This window comes from Sphingobium mellinum (genome assembly GCF_037860795.1).
GTDB classification, from domain to species: domain Bacteria; phylum Pseudomonadota; class Alphaproteobacteria; order Sphingomonadales; family Sphingomonadaceae; genus Sphingobium; species Sphingobium mellinum.
On the sequence record NZ_JBANRK010000001.1, the window covers coordinates 827,720 to 851,574 of the forward strand.

General features: G+C 64.1%; 24 protein-coding genes and 1 pseudogene. 10 read left to right on the plus strand and 15 right to left on the minus strand.

What is annotated here, in order from left to right; translation table 11 throughout:
• The first annotated feature begins 11 nt into the window (after positions 1-11).
• From AAC640_RS04225 to AAC640_RS04245, 5 genes are all read left to right on the plus strand, one after another.
• Positions 12-1,253, plus strand: coding sequence for a class I SAM-dependent methyltransferase (locus tag AAC640_RS04225; RefSeq protein ID WP_340264817.1), 1,242 nt, complete (start codon positions 12-14; stop codon positions 1,251-1,253).
• A 141-nt stretch (positions 1,254-1,394) separates the two neighbouring features.
• Positions 1,395-1,697 carry a hypothetical protein gene (locus tag AAC640_RS04230; protein ID WP_340264818.1) on the plus strand — a complete coding sequence of 101 codons (303 nt, stop codon included), beginning with the start codon at positions 1,395-1,397 and terminating at the stop codon, positions 1,695-1,697.
• A gap of 73 nt (positions 1,698-1,770) precedes the next feature.
• Entirely contained in the window at positions 1,771-2,193 is a 423-nt protein-coding gene (locus tag AAC640_RS04235; RefSeq protein ID WP_340264819.1) for a DUF350 domain-containing protein, read from the plus strand.
• 1 nt (position 2,194) lies between these two features.
• Positions 2,195-3,049, plus strand: coding sequence for a S1 family peptidase (locus tag AAC640_RS04240; protein WP_340264820.1), 855 nt, complete (start codon positions 2,195-2,197; stop codon positions 3,047-3,049).
• A gap of 31 nt (positions 3,050-3,080) precedes the next feature.
• Complete coding sequence (locus AAC640_RS04245; RefSeq protein WP_340264821.1) at positions 3,081-3,353, plus strand: DUF3297 family protein; 273 nt, start codon at positions 3,081-3,083, stop codon at positions 3,351-3,353.
• Between the two features lie 30 nt (positions 3,354-3,383).
• On the opposite strand, the gene AAC640_RS04250 is transcribed toward AAC640_RS04245, so the two are convergent.
• From AAC640_RS04250 to AAC640_RS04265, 4 genes are all read right to left on the minus strand, one after another.
• A complete protein-coding gene (locus AAC640_RS04250; RefSeq protein ID WP_340264822.1) occupies positions 3,384-4,112 on the minus strand; it encodes a CHAP domain-containing protein in 729 nt (242 codons plus the stop codon).
• Positions 4,113-4,192: 80 nt separating this feature from the next.
• On the minus strand, positions 4,193-4,726 hold the full coding sequence (locus AAC640_RS04255) for a CHAP domain-containing protein (RefSeq protein ID WP_340264823.1): 534 nt from the start codon (positions 4,724-4,726) through the stop codon (positions 4,193-4,195).
• 108 nt (positions 4,727-4,834) lie between these two features.
• Positions 4,835-5,905, minus strand: a complete 1,071-nt coding sequence (gene recF, locus AAC640_RS04260; protein ID WP_340264824.1) for a DNA replication/repair protein RecF — start codon at positions 5,903-5,905, stop codon at positions 4,835-4,837.
• 64 nt (positions 5,906-5,969) lie between these two features.
• Entirely contained in the window at positions 5,970-6,518 is a 549-nt protein-coding gene (locus AAC640_RS04265) for a hypothetical protein (RefSeq protein ID WP_340264825.1), read from the minus strand.
• Between the two features lie 58 nt (positions 6,519-6,576).
• Between AAC640_RS04265 and AAC640_RS04270 the strand changes: the two genes are divergently transcribed.
• A complete protein-coding gene (locus tag AAC640_RS04270; protein ID WP_340264826.1) occupies positions 6,577-7,125 on the plus strand; it encodes a peroxiredoxin in 549 nt (182 codons plus the stop codon).
• A 10-nt stretch (positions 7,126-7,135) separates the two neighbouring features.
• On the opposite strand, the gene AAC640_RS04275 is transcribed toward AAC640_RS04270, so the two are convergent.
• The 8 genes from AAC640_RS04275 to AAC640_RS04310 form a co-directional block, all read right to left on the minus strand.
• A complete protein-coding gene (locus AAC640_RS04275) occupies positions 7,136-8,038 on the minus strand; it encodes a dienelactone hydrolase family protein (protein WP_340264827.1) in 903 nt (300 codons plus the stop codon).
• A 63-nt stretch (positions 8,039-8,101) separates the two neighbouring features.
• Positions 8,102-8,497, minus strand: a complete 396-nt coding sequence (locus AAC640_RS04280; RefSeq protein WP_340264828.1) for a gamma-glutamylcyclotransferase family protein — start codon at positions 8,495-8,497, stop codon at positions 8,102-8,104.
• A gap of 336 nt (positions 8,498-8,833) precedes the next feature.
• On the minus strand, positions 8,834-9,574 hold the full coding sequence (locus tag AAC640_RS04285) for a DUF72 domain-containing protein (RefSeq protein WP_340264829.1): 741 nt from the start codon (positions 9,572-9,574) through the stop codon (positions 8,834-8,836).
• 60 nt (positions 9,575-9,634) lie between these two features.
• Positions 9,635-10,306 carry a peptidylprolyl isomerase gene (locus AAC640_RS04290; protein ID WP_340264830.1) on the minus strand — a complete coding sequence of 224 codons (672 nt, stop codon included), beginning with the start codon at positions 10,304-10,306 and terminating at the stop codon, positions 9,635-9,637.
• A 213-nt stretch (positions 10,307-10,519) separates the two neighbouring features.
• Entirely contained in the window at positions 10,520-11,287 is a 768-nt protein-coding gene (locus tag AAC640_RS04295) for a Crp/Fnr family transcriptional regulator (protein ID WP_340264831.1), read from the minus strand.
• A gap of 174 nt (positions 11,288-11,461) precedes the next feature.
• The gene (gene fixJ, locus AAC640_RS04300; protein ID WP_340264832.1) at positions 11,462-12,088 is read right to left on the minus strand and encodes a response regulator FixJ; all 627 of its coding nucleotides are present in this window, start codon (positions 12,086-12,088) and stop codon (positions 11,462-11,464) included.
• Positions 12,089-12,091: 3 nt separating this feature from the next.
• Positions 12,092-13,237, minus strand: a complete 1,146-nt coding sequence (locus AAC640_RS04305; protein WP_340264833.1) for a sensor histidine kinase — start codon at positions 13,235-13,237, stop codon at positions 12,092-12,094.
• A 19-nt stretch (positions 13,238-13,256) separates the two neighbouring features.
• Positions 13,257-14,072 (minus strand): universal stress protein, encoded by an 816-nt coding sequence (locus AAC640_RS04310; RefSeq protein WP_340264834.1) that lies wholly within the window; start codon positions 14,070-14,072, stop codon positions 13,257-13,259.
• Positions 14,073-14,192: 120 nt separating this feature from the next.
• On the opposite strand from AAC640_RS04310, the gene AAC640_RS04315 reads away from it, so the two are divergent.
• On the plus strand, positions 14,193-14,555 hold the full coding sequence (locus tag AAC640_RS04315; protein WP_340264835.1) for a hypothetical protein: 363 nt from the start codon (positions 14,193-14,195) through the stop codon (positions 14,553-14,555).
• 115 nt (positions 14,556-14,670) lie between these two features.
• Positions 14,671-15,978 carry an oxygen-independent coproporphyrinogen III oxidase gene (gene hemN, locus AAC640_RS04320; RefSeq protein ID WP_340264893.1) on the plus strand — a complete coding sequence of 436 codons (1,308 nt, stop codon included), beginning with the start codon at positions 14,671-14,673 and terminating at the stop codon, positions 15,976-15,978.
• On the opposite strand, the gene AAC640_RS04325 is transcribed toward hemN, so the two are convergent.
• On the minus strand, positions 15,975-16,370 hold the full coding sequence (locus AAC640_RS04325) for a group II truncated hemoglobin (RefSeq protein ID WP_340264836.1): 396 nt from the start codon (positions 16,368-16,370) through the stop codon (positions 15,975-15,977). The genes hemN and AAC640_RS04325 overlap by 4 nt on opposite strands.
• A 461-nt stretch (positions 16,371-16,831) precedes the next feature.
• A complete protein-coding gene (locus AAC640_RS04330) occupies positions 16,832-18,244 on the minus strand; it encodes an aromatic ring-hydroxylating oxygenase subunit alpha (protein ID WP_340264837.1) in 1,413 nt (470 codons plus the stop codon).
• A 528-nt stretch (positions 18,245-18,772) separates the two neighbouring features.
• Here AAC640_RS04330 and AAC640_RS18360 point away from each other — a divergent pair.
• Both AAC640_RS18360 and AAC640_RS04335 read left to right on the plus strand, forming a co-directional pair.
• Positions 18,773-18,884, plus strand: a pseudogene (locus AAC640_RS18360) (IS66 family transposase); the annotation flags it as partial.
• Complete coding sequence (locus tag AAC640_RS04335; RefSeq protein ID WP_340264838.1) at positions 18,855-18,995, plus strand: IS66 family transposase; 141 nt, start codon at positions 18,855-18,857, stop codon at positions 18,993-18,995. The pseudogene AAC640_RS18360 and the gene AAC640_RS04335, both read left to right, overlap by 30 nt.
• Before the next feature lie 238 nt (positions 18,996-19,233).
• Here AAC640_RS04335 and AAC640_RS04340 read toward each other — a convergent pair whose 3' ends face one another.
• Complete coding sequence (locus AAC640_RS04340) at positions 19,234-23,814, minus strand: beta strand repeat-containing protein (RefSeq protein ID WP_340264894.1); 4,581 nt, start codon at positions 23,812-23,814, stop codon at positions 19,234-19,236.
• Positions 23,815-23,855 lie beyond the last annotated feature (41 nt).

The window sequence follows — 23,855 nt, forward strand, 5'->3', positions numbered from 1 at the left end:
GTTGCGCGCCCATGAGAATATTCGATCGGGTCATCAGGCGGCTGGTCACGCGCGGACAGCTGACAATCATCTATCAGAACGGCAGGAAAGCGACGGTCGGGACCCCCGATCCGGCCTTCCCTTCACTGGCGCTGCGATTCCACGACCGGCGCGTGCCGTTCGACATCATCAAGGATCCGCGCCTCGGCATGGCGGAGGCCTATATCGATGGGCGCGTCACCATAGAGGGCGGGGGGATCATGGAACTGATCTCGCTCATCCGGTCGAATAACGCCTGGGAAAGCGGCAAGTCGATCAGCGACAAGGGGTCCTTGAAGCGCGGCTTTAAATCGATCCGCCGGTCGCTCTGGGCCGCGAACCATCGCTCACGAGCAAAGGCCAATGTCGCCCATCATTACGACCTGTCGGGGGCGCTCTATGCCCTCTTCCTTGACCGCGACCGCCAATATAGCTGCGCCTACTGGCCCGACGCCGACAATGAAGCCGGGATCAGCCTGGAACAGGCGCAGGAGGACAAGAAGGCGCACATCGCGGCCAAGCTGAACCTGAGGCCGGGTATGAAGGTGCTGGACATCGGCTGTGGCTGGGGCGGCATGGCGCTCTATCTTCACCGCACCTGCGGCGTGGACGTGACCGGCGTTACTCTGTCGGAAGAACAGCTGAAGGTCGCGCGGCAGCGCGCCGAGGAAGCGGGCGTGTCGGATCATGTCCGTTTCGAGCTGATCGACTATCGCGACGTTCAGGGACCCTTCGACCGGATCGTCTCAGTGGGCATGTTCGAACATGTCGGGACAGCCCATTACCGCACCTTCTACAACAAGTGCCGCGAGTTGCTGACGCCAGACGGCGTGATGTTGATCCACACGATCGGTCGGGTCGATGGCCCCGGCATCACTGACGCCTTCACGCAGAAATATATTTTCCCCGGCGGCTATATCCCTGCCCTTTCGGAGATGATCCAGGGCAGCGAGGGCACGCGCCTGATGGTGACTGACGTCGAGGTGCTCAGGATGCATTACGGCCTCACCATCCGCGAATGGTACAAGCGCACCCTCGCCCACAAGGCCGAAATAATCGCTCTCTATGACGAACGGTTTTTCCGCCTGTGGACCTTCTACCTGGCAGGAGCAGCGACCGTTTTCGAACATGGCAGCATGGTCAATTACCAGGTGCAATATGTCCGCGATCGCCGGGCGCTCCCCATCACGCGCGATTATATCGGTGAGGCGGAGGCGGCGCTGCGAGGCAAGTGAAAACAGCGGCGCTCGCCGCCGGGCCAGCCCCTGAACAATCGCTGACGGCTCCGTTCCCGCTCGGTTCAGTTGGCCCGATGCATCTTCTCTTCATGCCCTCGATTGCGCCTTGGCGCCGAGGTGGACGTGAGGAGAGACACTATGAATATCTTGTGGAAGGGCGCCGCGGCGCTGGGTCTGACGATAACCGCGCTGGGTGCGGCGGCGGTGCCGGCGCAGGCGCAATATTATGGCTATGGCGACGGCTATCGCGGGGAATGGCGCGGCCATCGTGACTGGGATCGCGACCGCGACGGACGCTGGGACAGGCGTCGATGGCATGACGATGACCGCCGTTACTGGCGCGACGGGCGCGACAACTATCGCTACCGCCAGCGTTGCTGGACCGAATGGCGCTACGATTATTACCGCGACCGTGACGTCCGCATACGCATCTGCCGCTAAAGGACTGATCTGAAATAATGCCGCAACCCATCGCCGATTGAACCGGCGGCAGGGTTGCGGCATCCTGCGAGGCATGAGCGATCCCATGCCCGTCGTGCAAAGCCTGCTGTCCGGGCTCCCCATCTTTCTGCTGCACCTTGCCTGCGCCACGCTTGCCTGGGTGGTGGCGCTGGCCATCTATATGTGGATCACCCCGCATGACGAATTCGCGCTGATCCGCGCCGGCAACGAAGCCGCAGCGATTTCATTGGGCGGGGCAGCTATCGGCCTTGCCGTGCCGCTGGCGCTATGCCTCGCGGGTTCGGTTAACGTCTGGGACGTCATGATCTGGGGCAGTGTCACGCTGGTGCTGCAACTTATAGCCTTCCGATTCGTCGATTTCCTGCTGGGTTCGCTGTCGGCGCGGATCGAGGCGGACGAGCGGTCAGCCGCCATTTTCCTTGCCATGATGAAAGCCGCGATCGCCTGCCTGACTGCTGCGGCCGTGGCCGGCTGACGTGGAGCGCAGGCGCCTGGGCTGCCTGCCGCTGATGCTGGGCGGCATCCTGGCGATCGCCTGGATCGGCGAGGTCACCCAGCCCCCGCCGCTCCACATCGAAGCGTTCGACCCTCGATCCCCTCGCCGCCCGATGCCGCAATGGAGCGACGAGGCCTTCGTCATCGAGGATCGGGCCGAAGCGCCGACCGACAGCATGGGCACCACTTTCGCCGCCGACCGGGACGGCGCCTGGCTCACCGCGGAGCATGTGACCCACGGCTGCTCCCGCATCGGCATCGACGAAGGCGGCGTTGCCCGCGCCGTAACCCGCGTGGTCGAGAGCCGGGAGGCGGACGCGGCGATCGTACGGGACGGCGTGCCCACGGACCATGCCCTGCCCTTGTCCGACCAGATGCCCGCGCCGGGATCGCTGGGCTTCCATATGGGCTTCCCATCGGGACGGCCAGTGCTGGTCGTATCCGAACTGATCGGCCCGGCCAGCGCGCGGCGAGGCCGGACGCAAGACATGCAGCCGGTGCTGGCCTGGGCCGAGGTCGCACGGCTGCCGGAAAGCGACGATACGCTCTCGGGCATCAGCGGCGGACCGGTTTTCGCGGAGGATGGCCATGTCGTGGGGGTAAACAGCGCGGCAACCGACCGGCGGGGCCGCATTCTGACTACCGCGCCCGATGCCATGATGCGGCTGGTAAAGGCCAGCGGCGCGGTGAATGAGCGACCGGTCGCTTACCCATTCACCGGCCTTGCCGACGCCGAAACACGTTTCGCCTCATGGCTGGAACAGGGCGTGATCCGTCGCATCTTCTGCGATGTCGATGAACCGCCCCGGTTGACGGCGGCGCGGCCGAAGCGCTAGGCGGCGCGAAACGAAGGACTTTGAGCAAGCCATGAGCGACACGCCCCCCGACCGCCTTTCCACCAATCCGCGCAGCCCCCATTTTGACATGGACGTGCTGCAGCGGGGCATCGGCATCCGGTTCAAGGACCGGGTCCGCAATGATGTCGAGGAATATTGCATTTCCGAAGGCTGGATCCGCGTTGCCGCCGGCAAGACACGCGACCGTCACGGCAACCCGCTGACGATCAAGCTGACGGGGCCGGTCGAAGCCTGGTTCGAGCGCCCTGCCGAGGGCGCCGAGGGCGAGACCGAGGCAGAGTAGGTCGCGCCTCCCCCATCGGGCCGGGATCGGCTAACGCAGCCGGGCGTCGCGCTTTACGTCGGCGATGATGTCGCCCAGCGATCGGCCAGATGGTGTCGCATCGGCGAAATGGATGGCGCTGAAATCGGTTTCGAGGCGCGGCTCGCCCGGCGCCTTGCCAGGGGTACGGCCCAGGCTGGCGACACGCACCGGGGCGGCTTTGGTCGCATTGGTCTCGTCATCCTCCGCGTCTCGCTCATCGGGAGCGGGAGCGTTGCGGGCGAGGCGAACGCTGGTGCCCAGGGTCGGATCGGGCTCAAATCGATGCAGCCGCGCCTTGTCGGGATAGATGAAGCCGAAGGTAGGATTGGTTCGCGTGCCCATCTGCCCGGCCGGGCTGTACCAGACGCGCACCTGGCTCCAGTCTCCCGCTTCGGACACGTCGATCGCCAGCACATCTTCCTCGATGGCGCCGGGAGCCGACCAGTTGGCATGGCGGATGAGAACGCGCCGGTCGTCCAGTATCTTGCTGACCACCGCCACATGGCCCAGCGTCATCGGGCCGGTCGGACGAAATGCCAGCACCGCGCCGCGCCGAGGCACATGGCCGCGTGCATAACGATCCTCCGCCTTATCCCACCAGGTCAGCGCGTCGCCACGGATATTCACGCCCGACACGATCCGCGCATAGGGCACGCATTGCAGGGCCGTGGCGGCCGACGTGGGCGCCGCAACCAGCCCGATCAGCAGCAATGCCGCACTGCGGACTTTTGGTGACATCGACCGCTACCTTATCCCGGACCAGAACGCCCCTTCCGCGATCCGTCCTAGGTGGCGGCCGTTAGAATCTGGTTAAGCGATCAGAAAGCACCACGCGAGCTGTCGGCCCCCGCGTCCGTCGCGCTGGCCATGGCGATCTGCACGGGCGCGGCCTCGCTCGCCTGATGCGGGTAGATGAAGCCCTTGGCCGCGTTGGAGCGCAACCCCAGCCCTCCGGTCGGGCCGTACCAGACGCGCACGTCGGTCCAGTCATTGTTGGGCGACACGTCGATGGCGCGGACATTGCGCTCGACTCCGCCGCGATAGGACCAGTTGGCGTGGGTCAGCAGCACTTCGCGATCGCTCACCACCTTGCTGACCATGGCGACGTGGCCGACCGGCATCGAACGGCTGGCGGCGAAGGCCAGAACCGCGCCCTCGCGGGGCTGGTGGCCGCGCGCATAGCGGCCTTCGGCCTGGCCCCACCAGCTGCTGGCGTTGCCATAGAGGTCGATGCCGGAAAGCTGGCGGGCAAAGGGCGCGCATTGCAGCGTGCCGGCGGAGGCAGGGGTTACGATCAGGGCGCCGAGCGCGAGCATCACTGCTGCGAAAACAACGCGAAAACCACCGATCATGTGCGAAACGACCCCCGACTTTTTCTGTCTTATCAACCCTGTGCTTCTCTTAGGGCAGAGACAGGACGAGTTGAGAAGCGTTGGGCGGTGAGTTGAGCCTGGTCCGGGTTAAGCTGCGGAACGAAACACCTGGCCCGCTGTTACGGCAAATCGCGTCGAGAGCGGCAGGTCATTGAAAAGGCTGTCCTCTGTCCCCGTCATCCACACCTGTCCGCCGGTTTGGCGCAGCCGATCAAACAAAGCCGCCCGGCGCATCGGGTCGAGATGGGCTGCCACCTCGTCAAGCAGCAGCACTGGCGGCTGGCCGCGATGGGCGGTGACCAGCGCTGCATGGCCGAGCAGGATGGACAGCAGCAGCGCCTTCTGCTCCCCGGTCGAACAGAGGGCGGCCGCTTGCCCCTTGGCCGCATGCGTGACCATGAGGTCTTGGCGGTGCGGGCCGGAGAGCGTTCGCCCGGCCGCGGCATCGCGGCGACGCTCGCTCGCCAACCGCTGCTCCAGTGGCACCTCTCCGCCCCCATCCCCCTCGATCGCGAGAAGGGGACGCGCGAAGGGCTGGTCCGGCTGCCGCGCCAGCTGATTGGTCAGGCGCGCGATTGTGTCGACGCGCGCCTCCGCCAGCGGCGTGCCATGTTCGTCCATCTGCGCTTCCAGGGCGCTGAGCCAGCCAGGATCGGCGGCGCGCAGGTCGGCGAGAAGGCGGTTGCGCGCCCGCATCGCCGCTTCATAGCGGGCGCTGTGCACCGCATGGGCCGGATGCAGCGCCAGCGTCAGCCGGTCGAGGAAACGCCGCCGCCCGCCGGGACTGTCCATGAACAGCCGATCCATCGCCGGGGTGAGCCACATTATGGCAAGATGATCGGCCAGCCCATTGGCCGACGCGGCTACGCCGCCAATCCGCACCTGCCGGCGGTCCGGCGCCTGTGCCGATACGCCGGTTCCCAGCACCACCCCGTCGACCTCCGCCGCGACACCGAAGCCGCCCGGGCCGTCCTGTCGCGCCATGTCGCGCAGGGCCGCGCCGCGCAGTCCCCGGCCGGGGGCCAGCATCGACACGGCTTCCAATATATTGGTCTTGCCCGCGCCATTTTCGCCGGTGAGGACGATGAAGCCATGATCGGGCACGATCAGCGCATCCGCATGATTGCGGAAATCGCTTAGGGTAAGACGGCCGATCATCGGGGCTCTCTAGACCATAAAGGCGGCAGCTGGAACAGGCCGGGGCGCCCGGCCGCACGTTCCTTCAACAGCGTTTGCGCGTCACCGCCCTGCCATCATTGATGATCGTCAGTTCGCGCCCGCTGGCGGACGGGCGCAGTTGCAGCGTCTTGCTCCAGCTGTCGCCTTCCCCCGTGAAGGCGGCGTCGATCCGCAGGCTTCCGTTCGCGCCGGACGCCACGCCCTTCACCGTCCCGACGCTTTCATGGAAGATCAGGCTCCCTGCCTTCACCGTCAGTTCCAGATCGGCCGATCGATCGCCGCAGACATCGTTCAAGCCGGTCCAGCGTCCTTGCAGTGACACCGGGATCGTTGCGGTCGGCGATCCCGCGCGCGCGTCGGGATGCGGCGGTCCTGCCTGTGCGTCGGCGGAAGACGCCGAGGCATCGGCGGAATTGGCGTCCGGCTCCGGCGCAGCGCCCGGAGTATCGGTCGTGGCCTGGTATTCGACGATGTTGGTCGAGATGCCGGACTTGTCGCCATCCCTGTTTTCGCAGGCGGCCAGCAGCAGCAGCGGCATGGCGAACAGGACGCGCATCCGCAATGAACCGGTGATCCGACGACGGGTTCCCATGAGGGAGACTTGCCCTCGCGTCCATGCTAACGCAAGGGGACGACAAGGAGACATGCGGATGACGAAGAGTTTGAAGATCGCCCTGGGTCTGGCCACCGTCCTTTGTGCCTCCACCTTGGTTGCGCCCAGCGCTATCGCCGCACTGGCCGTCGGGGCGAAAGCGCCCGATTTCACCACGCGGGGCGCGAAGGCGGGCAAGACCTTCACCCTGACCCTTTCGCACCAGCTGCGGCGCGGTCCGGTCGTGCTCTATTTCTTCCCCAAGGCGTTCACGCCCGGCTGCTCGGCGGAGGCGCGGGAGTTCGCCGAACATGTTGATGACTTCCGCAAGGCTGGCGCCACGGTCATCGGCATGTCCGCCGACCCGGTGGACGACCTTGTCGCCTTTTCGACCAAGGAATGCGCTGGCAAGTTTGCCGTCGCGTCCGCCGGGCCGGCGATCGTGTCGGACTATGACGTCGCGCTGAAGATGCGGCCGGGCATGACCGACCGCACCTCCTATGTCATCGCGCCGAGCGGTCGCATCGCCTTCGTTCACAGCGAGATGAGCTATGCCGGGCATATGAAGAGCACGCTCGCCGCCGTGCAGGCGATGCAGCAGAAATAGGCCGCGAGGCTTAGCCCGCCTTGCCGCCTTTCACATAGCGGCCGAACCAGTCGAGCGTCGCCGTCCAGGCGGCCTTGGCCGCCGCTTCATTGTAGCTCGGGCGATAGTCCGCCATAAAGCCATGGTCCGCCCCGGGATAGACGGTGATGGCGTCCGGCGGCGACTTGCCCGCCTTTTTCAGCGCGGCACGCATCGCCTCCACATCGGCAAGCGGAATACCCTTGTCCAGGCCACCATATTGACCGAGCACCGGCGCCCTGAGCGCGCCTGTCTGCTCGATCACGCTGAGCGGCTGCAACGGCGTCTTGTCGCTCACCAGCCGGCCGTAAAAGGCAACGCCCGCGTCCAGATCGGGGCTGTGGGCCGCATAGAGCCAGACGATCCGTCCGCCCCAGCAAAAGCCGGTGATACCGCGCCGCCGCCCGTCGCCGCCATGGCTGCCGGCCCAGCCAAAGACACTGTCCACGTCAGCCAGGACCTGCGCGTCCGGCGCCTTCGACACGATCGTCGAAACGAGCTGCTTGATATCCGCTATCTTGGTGGCGTCGCCGTGCCGCGCAAAAAGATCAGGGGCGATCGCCAGATAACCGGCCTTGGCAAAGCGGCGGCACATGTCGCGAACCCATTCATGCACCCCGAAGATCTCATGCACGACGCAGATCACCGGTCGCTTGCCGGAGCCCTGTGGCCGGGCGACGAAGGTCGGCACCGCAAAGCCGTCGCTGGCCGCGATGCTGACGGTCTCTTCCTTCAGCCCCTCGCCCGAGGTTTGCACCGCGCTGCTGGACACCGGGCGGCAGGCGGCGGCGAAACCGGCGGCAAAGGCCCCGCCTGCCAGCAGCTTGCGCCGGTCGATGCCCGTCAGGTCGATCCAGCTGCGGTCCTCGGGCAGGCGTTCGATATCGTTGCTCATGGGCGTCCTCGCACGAAATGCCCCCGGCGCCACCCTATGCGATCGGCTGGCGGGCGCAAGCGGTCAGACGCGCATGAAGTCGCCGCCCTCGATCCGTTCCAACTGGTCGACGGGACGGGCATAGACATAGGTCCACGCTTCGACTGGCCCTGTCATCGACTCCACGATCAGCCGCTCGCGCCGATATTCGTGCGGCATCGGGAACTCCGCGGTGCATTCTTCATGCGCATCGATCACTGGCAACAGCGCGGCGGCATCCCGCAACAGCATGAGGTCGCCGACGACCTGCCCCTGCCCGCCGGGCACGAAGGCGGGATAATAGTCGACGCGATACAGCGCGCCTCGTGCGGTGGCCCGGCCGCCATGCTCCGCGACCGACGCCAGCCATGCCGCCATCGGGCCGCTGAAGCCGGGACGCAACGTGCCATAGACGAACAGCAACGCTTCGCCGGGGTTCATCGTCAGGCGGACTCCATGATCGAATTAAAAGGCTCGCTTGCAAAAGACATTAAAAAAGCCGCCCGGGCAAGTGCGGGGGCGGCCTCTTTAAAAACCCTCCATTAAGAGGGATGGGTGAGAGCGAATAATCGCTCAGACGAAAAGCACCGAGTAGAAGGTCAGCACCTGAGCGCCGACCGCAACCAGCAGCGCAACGCCCTGCACAGTGTGTCGCATGTTCTGGGTTCCTGCTATTTTGTTTTTACCGTCTTGCGGCAGGAACGTCTATGCGCCGGTCATCATCCTGTCACAATCGCAAAGCCCGGCTTCGCAGTTGCAGCAAATGCAACAGGCCTGTTACCCCAAAGCCACGATCATCGCCTGGGCCGCGGCAGGCGCGCGCACCTTTGCGCCGCTGATGAAGAAGGCAAAAACATCGCCCTTATCCGCCTCGCGCTTCGCCATCGCCGCCCAGTGCCGAATGAGCGCGGCGGGATAGCCGGCCGCCTCCTCCTCCCGCGTCCGCATCAGTCGGGCATAGGTAAAGCCGACATCATGGCCGTGGATCGCGGGATATTCGTCATGGTCGGCGAACACCACAGCTGCGCCCGCCTCGCGCGCCATCGTCAGGAAAGCGGGATCATCGAAGCTCTCGTGCCGCACCTCCACCGCATGGCGCAGCCGAACGCCGCCGACCGCGCTGGGCAGCAGTTGCAGAAAGGCGCCGAAATCGGCCGCATCGAATTTCTTGGTCGGCATGAACTGCCACAGAATCGGCCCCAATCGGTCGCCCAATTCCGCAATGCCCTGATTGACGAAACGCTCGATCGATTCGCCCGCATCCGCCAGTACCCGCCGGTTGGTGCAGAAGCGCGACGCCTTGACGGCGAACTGGAATCCGTCCGGCACGGCCTTCGCCCAGTTGGCGAACGTCGCGGGCTTCTGCGTGCTGTAATAGGTGGCATTGATCTCCGTCGCGGTCAGATGCTGGCCAACATAGGCCAGTTCGTCCTTCTGCCGCAGTCCTTCGGGATAAAAGGTGCCGCGCCATGGTTCGAACGTCCATCCGCCGATGCCAACCCTGATCCGTCCCGTCATCGACCGCCTCCTGTGCGGCGCATCCTGACCGGCAAGCCCCGGGCCTGCCAGCAAAAAGCGTCAGGGCGCAGGCTTGCGGCGCAAGCCGAGCAGCCAGGGCTTTACCCCGCCCGTCGGTCGCGCCACCCCGTCCAGCCGCCGCGCACGCAGGATGGTGACCGGCTTGATGATCATCTGCCCGCGCATCGGCCCGGAGCCACAACAGGTAGGCAGAGCAAGGATGCGGCGCACGACATCCATGCCCGCCACGACATGGCCAAAGGCGGCATAGCCGATATAGTCGCCGCGCGCGTCCATATTGGGGGTGGCGCCGGCCGTAATGAAGAAATTGCCCATCGCCGAATCCGGCCGGTTGGGCCGCGCCATCGACAGCGTCGCGTCAAGGTGGCGGATGCCCGTCTTCGTCGTCGGTTCGTGCGGGATGGGCGGCAGCGCCCGGCGTGCATCGGTGTCGATGCCGCCCTGGATCAGCCCCAGCCGGGGGTCGCTCTTGCGCCGTGCCGCCCGGTAGAAGGTAACGCCATCGAACCGCCCGTCATCGACATAGGCCAGGAAATTGGCAGAGGTACGCGGCGCGCGCTTCATGTCTACCGCGACAGTGATCGTGCCCAGACTGGTTTCTATCGCGACGCGGGTAAGCCCGGGCGTAGGCCGGTTGAAAGGCAGCGCATGGACCAGCGAAGGAAGACAGGCCAGCAGCAGGGCAAGGCAGCGCAGAACCGCAGGATGCATCGAAAGTCCTAACCTGCTCGTCAGAAGAAAGAGCGACGGAGCGGGAGGGATGTGAATGTAATGCGGAATGGCTCCTGGTCCGTGTAGAGTCGAGGTCGGGAAGATGGAGATGTCCCGTTCTCCGCTCAAGCGGAAGTTCAAAAATTTTCGTCGTTTCAGGGACAGGCGAGCGCTGTAAGAAGCCTGCGTCCATGCGTCGGCGGCACGCGCCGCTCACTCTCCCTCGGCCATCCGCTCCAGCCGAACGGAGTCGATGATCCGAACGCCGCGCCGTCCCGCGAGCGCGATGACCTTCAGGCGTTTCAGCTCGCTGATCTGGCGCGACACGGTCTCGATCGTCAGACCCAATATGTCGGCGATCTGCTGCCGCGACAGGGGGAGGTCGATGACGCCGTCTGCGTCGGACCGTACCCGCCGCTCCATGTCGAGCAGCAGGGTTGCCACTTTCTCGCGCGCACTTTTGCGCCCCAGCAGCAGCATCCAGGCGCGGGTCCGGTCGAGATCGTCCAGCGTCCGTTGAAGCAGCCGATGTTGCAGTTGCGGATGCTCGCGCGCGAAAGCGTCGAAGGCACCGCGGGGATAGAGGCATAGTTGCGCATCGGTCAGCGCCGTTACGCTGTGTGGCGTACGCGCGCCGAACGGCCGCCCGATAAAGTCCGCCGCATAGACGACGCCGACAATCTGTTCGCGCCCGTCGCTGGTGGCGGTGGAAAGCTTCAGCGTGCCGTTGACGACATTGGCGACCAGCGTGGAACTGTCGCCTTCCCACATCACCGTCTGGCCGGGTTGCAGCGTCACGCGCCGCCCGATCCGGTTCAGTGCGCCCCGTTCCTCCCCCCCGAGGCCGGCACAGATCGCCTGGTCCCGAACGACGCATCGCGCGCAATAGCCGGCACCGCATCCGCCAGGACCGGGTGTCATCACCCCCACCCTATCGACATCGCGACGCGCATTTTGCGCCAGATCAACTTGCATCTTCATGCCCGCTGCATGACTCCGCAGGAGCACAAGACCTATCCGTAATTGTCCCTATGTGGGTTGGGCAATTTCGACGGCGGAAAGGGTCGGACAGGTGATAGTCTGCTTTTGATTTCATTCGTGCGCCGCGGGACACTCCAGATTCTTTCACGACGCCGTCAAGGCCAGTCGCCCCCTTTACCCCTCCGTTCTCTTTTCGATTCCCGCATGGAAGGCGATCCGCAGCGTTTCGGCGAGGCTCCTTGCTTCGAGTTTCTGCATCAGGTTGGCGCGATGGATCTCGACGGTGCGCGGGCTGATGCCCAGGTCATAGGCAATCGTCTTGTTGGGCAATCCCTCGGCCAGCCCCCTCAGCACGTCGCGCTCCCGGTCGGTCAGGATGTTGAGCCGTGCCCGCGCGTCCTGCGCCCGTGCGCTGAGGCCCCGGTCTGCCACCGAAGCATGACGGGCCGCTTCAAGGCAGGCGATCAGCGCCGCTTTTTCGAACGGCTTTTCGATGAAGTCGCTGGCACCCGCCTTCATCGCGCCCACCGCCATGTCGATGTCGCCATGGCCGGTCATGATGATGACCGGGAGCATGATGCCGCGTGTGCGCAGCTCGCGCTGAACTTCCAGCCCGTCCATCTCCGGCATGCGCACATCCAGCAGTACGCATCCTGGCTCCAGATCGGCGGCGGCCTTCAGGAAAGAGAGTCCGCCCTCGAACAGCCGCACGCCATAGCCACTGGTCCGCAACATGAAGGACAAGGACCGGCGCACCGCCTCGTCATCGTCCAGGACATAGATAGGGAAAATTTCGCTCATGCTTCAGTCCGCAGGGTCGAGGGTGAAATGAAAGGCCGTGCCGCCCCATTGCGACGGTTCGGCCCAGATGCGCCCGCCATGGCCTTCGATGATGGTTTGGCTGATGGACAGGCCGACACCCATCCCTGTGGCCTTCGTGGTGCTGAACGGGACGAACAGAGTCCGCGACATGGCAGGGGCCAGCCCCGGTCCGCTGTCGGCCACGATCACCTCGACCCGCCCGTCCCCGGCCGGCACGGCCGACAGACGCAGGATGCGCGCTCGGCTGTCCGCCATCGCCTCCACCGCATTCTTCACCAGGTTGATGATGACCTGCTGCAACTGCACGCGATTGACCAGCACCTTGTCGACGCGCCGGTCGACGCTGATGTCCATGTCGATGCCCCGGCTGTCGACGCCGATGAAGGCCAGGGCGGCGCCTTCTGCCAGCAGCGCGCGGAGCGGGGTCGGCTGACGGATGGTGTCCCCGCGCTTGATGAACTCGCGCAGCGACCGGATGATCTCGCCGGCACGCAGCGCCTGCGCCGCGCTTTCCTCCATAGCCTCGCGCAGCAGTTCGCGGTCCACCGGCCCGCCGCTGTCCAGCATGTCACGCCCAGCCTCCAGATAATTGGCGATGGCGGTCAGCGGCTGGTTGAGTTCGTGCGCCAGCGCCGACGCCAGCGTCCCCATGGCCATTACCCGGCTGGCATGGGCCAGTTCCGCCTGCAGGTCGGCCACGCGCCGCTCGGTCTGCTGGCGTTCGGTCAGGTCGCGAATGAAGCCGGTGAACAGCCGCCGGCCTTCATTCCGCACCTCTCCTACCGACAATTCGATCGGGAAGATCGACCCGTCCCGGCGGCGCGCGCTGGTGAGGCGGCCGATCCCGATGATCCGCTTTTCGCCCGTGTCGAGATAATGGCGGATATAGCCATTATGCCGTTCCCTGTCGGGGGACGGCATCAGCATCGAGATATTCTCGCCCAGAACGTCGCTGGCGGCATATTGGAACATGCGCTGCGCCGCCGTGCTGAACGAAACGATCCGGCCCGCCATGTCGATGACGATCAGGGCATCGGGCACGGTCGCCAGGATCGATCCCAGCAGGGCCTGTTCCAGGCGATGGTCCCTTTCGGCCTGCCCGTCGGTGTCGTCGTCCGCAACCGCCATGACTTATCATGCCGCTAGTTCAGTGGGCCAGCAAGAGCGGCAGATCAGCTTGTCTCAACATCGTCCGCGTGACGCCGCCCAGCACGAACTGGCGCAGCCTGCTGTGGCCAAACGCGCCCATCGCCATCCAGTCCGGCTTCAGCGCGGCGATCGCGGCGTTCAGGGCCGCGTCCACCGTGCGGCCTTCCCTCGGCCAGCTATGGAGCTCCGACTTGATGCCGTGGCGGGACAGATATTCGACCGGGTCCGTCGCCGGAAAGACAGGTTTACCTTCTTCCGCCACCGTCACCACATGCACGTCGTCCGCAAGCTTGAGCAGCGGCAGCGCCAGCCGCAAGGCGGTGGACGATTCCTCAGATCCGTCCCAGGCCACCAGTGCCCGCCCCGGCACGTCCAGCGCCCTGGCGTCCTGCGGCACCGCCATCACCGGGACGCGACTGGCCAGTACCAGTTCAGCGGCAATCGGCTCGGGGTCGCGATAATCCTTGCGTGGTCCATGGGGCAGGGTGACGACCAGCAGATCAGACAGGCCGGCAGAGGCAAGCAATCCCCTCACCGTGTCTGCCCGCAAATGCCTCCAGTCCCAACCTACGCCTTCCCGCGTCAGCCGTTCCTGGGTTCGCAGACGCACCGTCTCGTCCATCTCGTCCAGGTCGGCCAGCATTTCCGGCGCCAGCCCCGCCCCGCCATACATATCGGCTGCCACGAAATCAGGCATGGCCGAAATCTGGACACAGTGAATATGGCCGTTCGTCGCACGGGCGATGTCGCAGGCCGCCCGCAGACGGCTTTCAAGACCCAGATCGTCGTGGACGTGCAGCAGAATGGATTTCATGGCGTATCTCCCCGCCGGTCGGACGCATCTTGCGCCCCTTGGCTAGGGCACGGGGGGCACGGCCTCCATCAGGAATAGTCCTTATGGTCTTTCGCTATCGCAGGCCCGATGAAAACAGGCATGACCTGGACGACGATACGGCTCGAACTTGCGCGCTCTCCTGCTTTCCCCAACGGATCGGCGGCTCGCAGCTATGTCATGCGGTTGCCCGTCGGCCCGGACGGGCTGATCGACGAAAGGGAATTTCGGCGTCATCCCGAACTCGCCACGGTGCGGCGCTTTTGGCCGAACGAGCCGGATCGCTGCGGCTGCCTGCTGCGCAGCGCCGACGGCTGGACGCTCTCCTATGAGCCGGGTGAGGATGACGACGAAGCCATCTTCCACCTGGAAACGCACAGCATCCAGCCCGGCAGTTACCTGACGCTTACCGAAGCCGGCGGCGAGCGCCTCCCCTTCGTGGTGAAGGCGCTCGCCGCCGCGTGACGTTCAGCAATTCGCGCCCATGCCGACGCCCAAGATGACGGAGTCGGGATACCGCACAACCGGCATTTTGACCTGGCTCAATGCCCCGGGCGAAGCGTATCGCGATAAGTGGGGCATGTGGACATATCATCCTGACCTGCTGGCGCGGACCGTGCCGCGCTACACCAGCTATCCCACGGCGGCGGAGTTCACGCCGCAGGTGGGCGCGCCCGAACTCGCCGCCCGTCTCGACGCTGTCGAGGAGGACACCGCCCTCTCGCTCTATGTCCACATCCCCTATTGCCATGACATGTGCTGGTATTGCGGCTGCAACACCGGCGCCGCGACCCGCACGCATCGCCTGACCGCCTATGTGGAAGCGCTGGAGCAGGAAATGGCGCTCATCGCCGGGCGGCTCGACGGGCGCGGCCGGGTGCGCCGGATAGCCTTTGGCGGCGGTAGTCCCAACTCCCTGCCGCTCGTCGACTTCGTGCGCCTGCAACAACAGTTGCTGCTCTGCTTCCGCGCAGCGGGCGCCGAATTGTCGGTGGAACTCGACCCGCGCCGGCTCGACACGCAGTGGATCTCCGCCATGGCGGCGATGGGCGTCGACCGCGTCAATCTTGGGGTCCAGACCTTCACCCCGCATGTGCAGGCCGCGATCGGCAGGATACAGCCGCTGGACATGGTCGAGCGTGCGGTGGAACAACTGGCCCGCGTCGGCATCGCCACTGGCTTCGACCTCATGTACGGGCTACCCGGCCAGAGCCGCGACGACCTGGCTGCCACGATCGAGGCGACCATCCGCATGGCTCCAGCGCGCGTCGCGCTTTTCGGCTATGCCCATATGCCAACCCACGTGCCGCGCCAGCGCCGCATCGACGGCAGCTTGTTGCCTGATCTTGCGACCCGCTTTGCAATGGCGGCGGACGGCCATCGCATGCTGACGGAAGCGGGCTATCAGGCGCTTGGTTTCGACCATTTCGCTCTGCCCCACGACGGTCTCGCCCGCGCCGCGCGCGAAGGACGGTTGCGGCGCAATTTCCAGGGCTTCACCGACGATCCCGCCGATGTCCTGATCGGGCTTGGCGCCAGCGCGATCAGCCTCTTCCCGGATCTGATCGTCCAGAATGAAAAGCAGGCGGGCGACTGGCGGCACCTGGTGGAGGCATGCGCGCTCGCTGCGGCGCGCGGGACACCCCGTACACCGGAGGACCGCCGCCGTGGTCGGATCATCGAAGCGATCCTCTGCAAGGGGGAAGCCTATCTCGGAGCTGCCGACCCCTTGTTCGACCTTACCCGCTTCGAGGAGCGCGGGCTTGTCCGGCTAAGCGAAGGCCGGGTGCTGCTGACACCCCAGGCGCTGCCCTATGCCCGCAGCATCGCCGCCTGCTTCGACGCCTATCTGATGCCGGCGGAAAGGCCGTTCAGCCACGCGATCTAGGCGCGTGGAATCATCCCGGACGCCATGCTCGAAAAGGCATCTGTCATCCGCGACGCCAGCTCAGGTTCGACACCGCAATCGTGGATCGCCTCCGCCATCGCCCTTACCCACTGGTGGGTGGTCGTGGAGTCGACGGCCACGGAGCCATGCGCCGACATCATGCATTTGCCGGGGTTGGCGGCGAACCAGTCACGCGGGCCCCCGAGCCATCCCGTCAGGAAGCCGGCGAGCGAATGGCGCATCGGCGTCAGGTCGTGGGCGTGCAGCGCGCGAAGCTCCTCATAGGTCGGGTCACCCTCCATCAGGTCGTAGAAACGCTCGACGATGGCCGTCACGCCATCCCGGCCGCCCAGCATGTCGAAGGGCGACCGTGCGTCGCTGGCGGCGCTCAAACGCGCTGCCCGCGAATAGCATCCTCCAGCGACAGCCCGCCCAGCACGACCATGAAGGTCAGCATGACGATGACGACTGCTGACGAAAAATGAGCAGCGATAAAGTGGATCATTGAGCTTCTCCCTTGTCAAAGGAGGGATAAGCCACCGCCCGGGAAACCGATTTGACGACAGTCAAAACGGACGAAAAAATCCCCGGGCGTCACAAAGCGCCGGGCCATAGCCGCACCGCCCCTTGTCGATGCGCCGAGCGGCGGGACAGGTCAGATGGCAGCCGCCTTGGCCGTCGTTATTCGCGGGCGACCCGCGCCCGGACTGGTCGAGCGGGATGAGGATCGCGACATCGGCTGATCCGCACATGCCGCTACAACCGGCCACCTCATGCGCATCAGCGCGGCGCGGGACTGAAAGGATGCTGGCAGAAGATGTTTCTTGAGTTCGGTGCGCGCGCATGTTCGGGCTTATCGCCGATTGTCGTCCCGCCCCAGATATCGGTCCACCTCCTTCAGATAATGCCTGATCCGGCATTCCGATTCACTCAGGCGGCTGCCGTCATAGCTTCTCGACCGGATGCCGCGCTGGATCATCGGCAGTCGTTCCACATCCTGCGCCAGCACGGTTCCCCATTCCTCCAGCGTCTTGGGATAGACACGCGCCGGGCGCGTTGCGCCGGTCCAGCCCGGCTCGCCCGATACGGCGAAGGAGCCGGGGTCCATCACATGCTGATTCGGGTCGCTGACCGGCAGTACCAGGCTCAGCGCGCGATAGGTGCACTTCTCAGGATCCGTCGCATGCGGCGTCCAGCTCTGGATCAGCAGGCTGTGCGAAAAGACATTCAGGGTGACGTTCGGGAACAGATGGTAGTTCCAATCGTCCGTTAACTGCCCGTCGGTCAGACGGTCGAACAGGTCGGCATGTCCGTTCCGCTTTGCCCATTTGCGCAGCGTATCGGCGAAAGCCACGCGATAATCGCTGCCCTTGATGCCGGCATATTCGGCATTCTTGCCACCGAAAAAGGCGACGAAGCCCTGCAGCGTTTCGGACACCTCTTCGGGATGGGCGGCCCGATCACCGGAATAGCCCGTCGGAATGATCATCCTGCTGACGCCCTTGTCGTAAAGATCATATTGAGTCTTCAGCGTGGACGTGATCGGAATGACCTGAGGATGGGTGTCGTCGGCATGGTAAAATTCGATGAAGGCTTCCAGCGCCGTCTTCCAGTTCGCGTCGATGACGCCCTCGACGTCATTATAGATACGCATCCGGGAAAAATCGTAATTCGCCAGATGGTGGGTCACGACGCCCATATACTGCGTCAGCGGCTCGGCATCCTGGTCCATGTTGATGAAGACCATCTCGTTCCAGGTCTCGCAGCGAACCTCCTTGAGCGACTCCGTGCCGCACAGCACCTCCTCATGGAAGGTGTGCCGATCCTTGATCGAACGCAGGCTGCCATCCAGATTGAAACGCCATCCATGGAACCTGCAATAGAGTGAGGCGCCGTCGCGGATATTGCCGCTGTCGGCGGTGACCAGATAATTGCCGCGATGCGGGCAGACATTGTAGAAAGCCTGGATGCGACCGGCCTCTGATCGCACGATCACGAAGGACTCGCGGCCTATGTCGAAGCGCAGAAAGTCACCGACATGCGCCAGGTCATGCGTCACACCCGCCCAGCACCATGTTCTGGTCCACAGCTTCTCCCATTCGAGATTCGCCTCCTGCGTATCGAAATAGCGCTGAGGCGCAATCAGCCCCGTGCCCACGTCGCGATACGGCGCCTTCGCGGCGGGATCGTCATCCGGAACATCGGGATAGACCACATAGCCGCGTTCGAATGTATATTCCTCGTCCATCTTTTTGAACCTCCGCATTCCTGCTCCCGCATGAAGCCGGCGCCCGGGCAGCAGAGCGGAAAGGCGGCCAGCCTTCATTGACGGAGGTCAAATCGGACTATGCCCGACCCGGTTCATCATGTCGCATCCCAGCGCATTTCACGATGACGGGCCTGGTGGCGGATAGCGCCCTGTATTCGCCAGAAAACCCAACGATTTCAATGGTTACTGGCGGAGAGGGAGGGATTAATAACCGTGATTAAAAACGGCAGAAATCCCGAATTTCTGTTCACGCCAACCAAGCTTTCCCACATTCGTACCCACGGATATCTCTGCCGGCCGTAAAATCACCAGCTTAATAGCATGATGGCGGACGAATTTGGATCTGTCCAGACGCTTCTGTATGAGCATGAATGGCCTACCGCCGACTGGGCACTTTGGATCGAATTTAGTCGCCAAGCAGACGTTACAATTTAAACGCCCTTGATTTATTTAATTCGCCAGTCGCATCTCGACATATTGTGGATAAATTCACCCTTTCTGGAGAAACTGCAACGAGCCGAACCGCTGTTCGTTGACGAGACGACGGCGCCGGTGCTCAACCCCATACCGGAAGACGAAGACTGGGCAGCTATGGGCCTACGGCGCGATGACCGCCCTTGGGGTGGCGGAGAGCCGCATGGTCGCCTATTTCTATGCTGTCAATCGCAACAGTAAGCGGGGCGAAGCGCAACTGGGCGACTTCGTCGGCGTCCTTCAGGTCGACGGCTATGGCGGATATGCGGCTTGATCAATCGGCGCAGGTCTAACTCGCCTTCTGCTGTGGCCACGCCAGCGCAAGTTCCATGAAACTCGCCCATAGCTCTTCGGTCGCGACCGGAGTGCCGCATCGTATTGCCCAGCTTTACGGTCATCGAGGACTCGGCAAACCCATGCAAGGAGAGAGACTTGGAAATCACCGATTATGCCTCATGGGAGCGGGCGTGCGATATCCGCGCACGCCCGTCGCGCAAAAACCGGCGCCTATGCTAAAGGGTCAGCATGCCCGGCTGTTCGAGCACCGGATCGTGATGCGTCACCGTCACCAGGATACCACCATGCCCATCCGTCCCTAGCGCGAAATCGACAGCACTATAGTCCCCCGCAAGGTGCAACTGCGCCGTCTCCCCACCGCCAGCTACCGTCAGGACGCCGCCGAGACCGTCCGTATCCTCGACATAGCCAACCGTGCTCGACTGGTCGAACATCAGGTGGCTGAAGTCGATCTGGTCGTTGCCGTCGAAACCGGACACCGTGCCGCTGTAGAGTCCAGGCGCGGTCAGCGTCAGGGTGCCGGCCGCCGAGGCATCGAACAGCACGTTCATCGACGAGGCACCATCGAACTCGATCGAGCCAGCACCACTGACCGTCGCATCGCCCGTACCGCTCACACCGGAGGCAAAGCTCAGCGCGCCGCCATTGGCCCACAGGTGCCCGCTATTGTCGAGTGAACTCAAGACCGACAGCCCCCCCGATCCGGTCGCTTCCAGCATGCCGCTGTTGGCGATCGTGTTGGAGCCGGTATCAATCACCAGAGCGTGGGTGCCATTGGCCAGGATCGTGCCACCGTTGACCAGGGTCAGCGTTCCGCCGCCCAGTTGCCCCGCGCCCGAGATCGTGTTGTTGACGTTGGTCAGGGTGACCGTTGCCAGAGTGCCGGTGATCGTGTTGCCGAGGCTATCGGACAGCACCAGCGATCCGCCGCCGGTCAGCGTCAGGCCATGCTGGATGATCTGCAGCAACGTCCCGCTACCGGCATCCTGTAACTCGATGGTGCCGCTGTTCGCCAGCGCCCCGCTCATTGGTAGCATCGCCCCGTCGCCGATTGTGATCGAGGCGGAGTTGCTCCAGCTCGGCTGCACATCGAGTTCGAAATTGTCCGACACCAGGTCGGCCGCGTGAACGCCGTTGAAGGTGATCGACTGGCCACTGCCCAGATCAAGCACAGCATCGCCCGACGCGTTGTCGGAAACGTGCGCGATGATGTCCGCAAAGCTGGAAAATTGGTCGTAGCCGATCAGATCGACGACATCATCCGCCGTGTCGAACGCGTGGATCGTGTCGGCCCCGATCGGCTGCGAGAACACGAACGTATCTGCAGCCGCCGAGCCGGTCAGCGTGTCGTCGCCCGACCAGGCGAAGATCGGGGTACCGGCGGCATAGGCCTCGACGTTGTCGGCAACAAATTGTGTGTGCCCCACACCGCTCGCATCGGTCCAATTGATGGAAAGATCCAAAACCCCTGCGCCCACAAAATCCGGCGATGTTGTTACGGTTAGAGTGCTTGCGTCATGTGTCTGGACAACCCAGCTGCCATCCGCCTGTTGTTCGCCGCCCTCAATATGCCAGCCGGCTGGCAAAGCCGCTATAAAGATCGTTGCCAACGTCGCATCAGCAGGATGGTCAAGACCGAGGTTTATAGGCGAACCCGCGACACCGGCGGGGAAGGTACCGGTTCCGCTAGTGCTGGTTATGGTAGATTTCGAGACAAATGCTCCAAAGGAATCGGTTACCGTGAGGATAACCGTCTGGGCGCTCGCGTTCTTGTACGTGTGCGTTTGAGCCGGGAAAGATCCACTTGCATTGGCGGCTACTTGCGTGGTCGTTCCGTCACCCCAGTCGATGCTAACGGTTTCAGAGCCCGCACTACCGTCCGGGTCGGAAATTGACCCCGCAATGGTGAGTTCCTTCTGATGCGGTGAAGTGCCCCAGGTCCAAGTTGCTCCACTCAATGCTGGCGGGTCGTTAGCACCAACCAGATGTACTGCCAAGGTGTTGTTACCGGTCAACGAGCCGTCCGACGCCGTGATCGTGAAGGTCTGATCGGGGTTACTGCCTGCGGGCAAACCATTGATTGCCGCATTGTTCGGGGTAAACGTGTAAGCCCCTGTCGAAGTATTGACCGTGAGCGCCCCATAGGTTCCGACCAGCGTCGAAGTGCCGGCAGACACCGTTCCACCGCTGATTCCGTAGGTCAGCGTCTGGCCTTCCGAGTCGGCCGCGACGATGTTGCCGGTCAGGTTAGAGAATGTGTCGCTCGCCGCTGTATCGGTCAGTGTGCCCGCGTTCACCGCATTGACCACCGGCGCGTCGTTCACACCGGTGATGTTGAACACCAGGTTCTGGGTAATCGTGCCGCCGTTGCTGTCCGAGGCGGTGTAGCTGAATGTGTCGGTCTTCAAGCCGTCGGTCGGCTTGAGCGCGTCGTAAGCCGCGTTCGCGGTGTAAGTGTAGCTGCCGTTCGAGTTGAGAACGAGCGTGCCGTATGTGCCGGCGACGTTGACGCCGAGATTGCCGGCCGAGCCGTTCACCGCTGTGAGGGTCAGGGTGTCACCGTCGCGGTCGCTGTCGCCGGCAAGCACTCCCGTGCCGGCGGTGCCTGCCGTCCCGCTCGAGACCACCGTGCCCGCATCCTTGGCCGCAGTGTCGGTGAGCGGCTTGGTAGTCGCATTGACGACCGGCGTGTCGTTCACGCCCTGGATGTTAAACACCAGGTTCTGCGTGACCGTGCCGCCGTGCCCATCCGAAACGGTGTAGGCGAAGGTGTCCGTCTTGAGCGGGTCGCTGGCCTTGAGCGCGTCGTAAGCAGAATTCGCGGTATAGCTATAGCTGCCGTTCGAATTGAGGGTCAGGTTGCCGTAGGCCCCGCCGACGCTGTTGCCGACGTTCCCCGCCACGCCGTTCACCGCCGAAACGCTCAGGCTGTCGCCATCGCGGTCGCTGTCGCTTGCCAGCACGCCTGTGCCAGCCGTTCCGGCCGTACCGGTCGAAACCACGGTGCCTGCATCCTGGACCGCGGTGTCGGTGAGCGCCTTGGTGGTTGCATTGACCACCGGCGTGTCATTCGCGCCGACAAGGTGCACGGTCAGCGTGTTACTGCCCATCGCAGTGCCATCCGAAGCGGTGATCGTGAATGTCTGGTCCGGGTTGCTGCCCGCCGCCAGCGTGTTGATCGCGGTGTTGTTGGGCGTGAACGTGTAGGCTCCGGTGGCGGTCGTGACCGACAGCATGCCGTAGGTGCCGACCAGCGTGGCAACGCCGCCCGAGGGTGTGACTCCGCTTATCCCGTAAGTGAGCGTCTGGCCGTCGGCATCGCTCGCCGAGATGCTGCCGGTCAGGTTGCCGAACGTGTCGTTGGCGGCCGTATCGGTCAGCGTGCCGGCATTCACCGGGTTCACCACCGGGGCGTGGTTGTTGCCGTTGACCGTGATGGTCAGGGTGGTGGTGTTCGACACCAGCCCGCCCGGATCCTTCGCCGTGTAGGTGAAGGTATCGAACGCGCTCGAGCCGCCCGCGATGTTGCCGGCATTGTCGGCGATGTAGGTATACGAGCCGTTCGCGTTGAGCGTGAGGTGGCCGTAGGTGCCGTTCAGCATGGTGGCCACGCCCTGACCCTGCGTCACCGCGCCGGTCCCGGCCACCGCCCCGGATACGACAAGCGTATTGGTGGCATTGTCGACGTCGGTGTCCGCACCGACGCCTTGGATGACACCATTGGCCGCCGTGACGGTCAGGGTGTTGCTGGCGGTGACGCTGCCGGTATCGGCTTTGGCGACCGGAGCATCGTTGATCGGCGTGATGTCGATTGTGGAAGTAGCGTTTCCAGTTAGCGGACCGCCGCTGCCTGTGTTGCCATTATCGTTGACTGACAGGCTCAGGGTTGTCGAGGCGGACGGCGTGTCGGTATTGTCGACGTAACTCAGCGTGCTGGTGCCGGAGGCGCCGAGGAACGCATTGAGTTGGGCTAGGGTACCGCTGATAGTCAGCGACAAGCTTCCGCTGCCGCCGACTGTTACGCCGCTGTCGCCCGCGGTTGCCGTCAGCGTTCCTTCGCCAACCGAAAGCGTCGCCGTCAGTGTGCCGGTGCGGGCATCGACGTCATTCACCGAGAGTCCAGTGCCCTTGAGGCTAAGCGCCAACTGCTCGATTGCCGAATAGTGATTCGTCGGCGCGCTTGCCGTCGGCGCATCGTTTACACCCGTGATGTGCGCTGTCGCCGTCCCGGTGCCGACCACCAGGTGCTCGAAGTTGCCGCCCGTGGCACTTGTGATGGTTGCCGTGAGGCTTGCGTCGTCTTGTATGTTTCCTGCGGCAAGAGTCAGGTTGCCGCTGGTCGCGCCATCGGCGATGGCGATGGTGCCCTGATCGGTAACGATAGTTGTCGTACCATGTGAGGCATTACTTAGAGTCGCGGTGAAGACGTAAGTCGCGTTCGGATCTTCTGCTTGCGTCGAGGCGCTCAGATTGACCGTCGTCGTGTCGATCGTGTCGTTGACGTGCGCCGTCGCCGTCCCGGTGCCGACCACCAGGTTCTCGAAGTTGCCGCCCTCGGTCCCGGTGATCGTCGCGGTCTTGCTCGTGGCGTCGAGGTAGGGATCCTCGCCCTGGCCCGAGGCGATCACCAGCGTGCCGCTGAGCGCGCCATCGGCGATCGTGATGTCGCCCTTGTCGGTGTGGATCGTGGTGACGCCCTGCGACGCGTTCGTCAGCGTCGCCGTGAACACGTAGCTGGTGTCCGCCGCGTTCTCGCTGACCGTCGAGGCGCTCAGATTGACCGTCGTCGTGTCGATCGTGTCGTTGACGTGCGCCGTCGCCGTCCCGGTGCCGACCA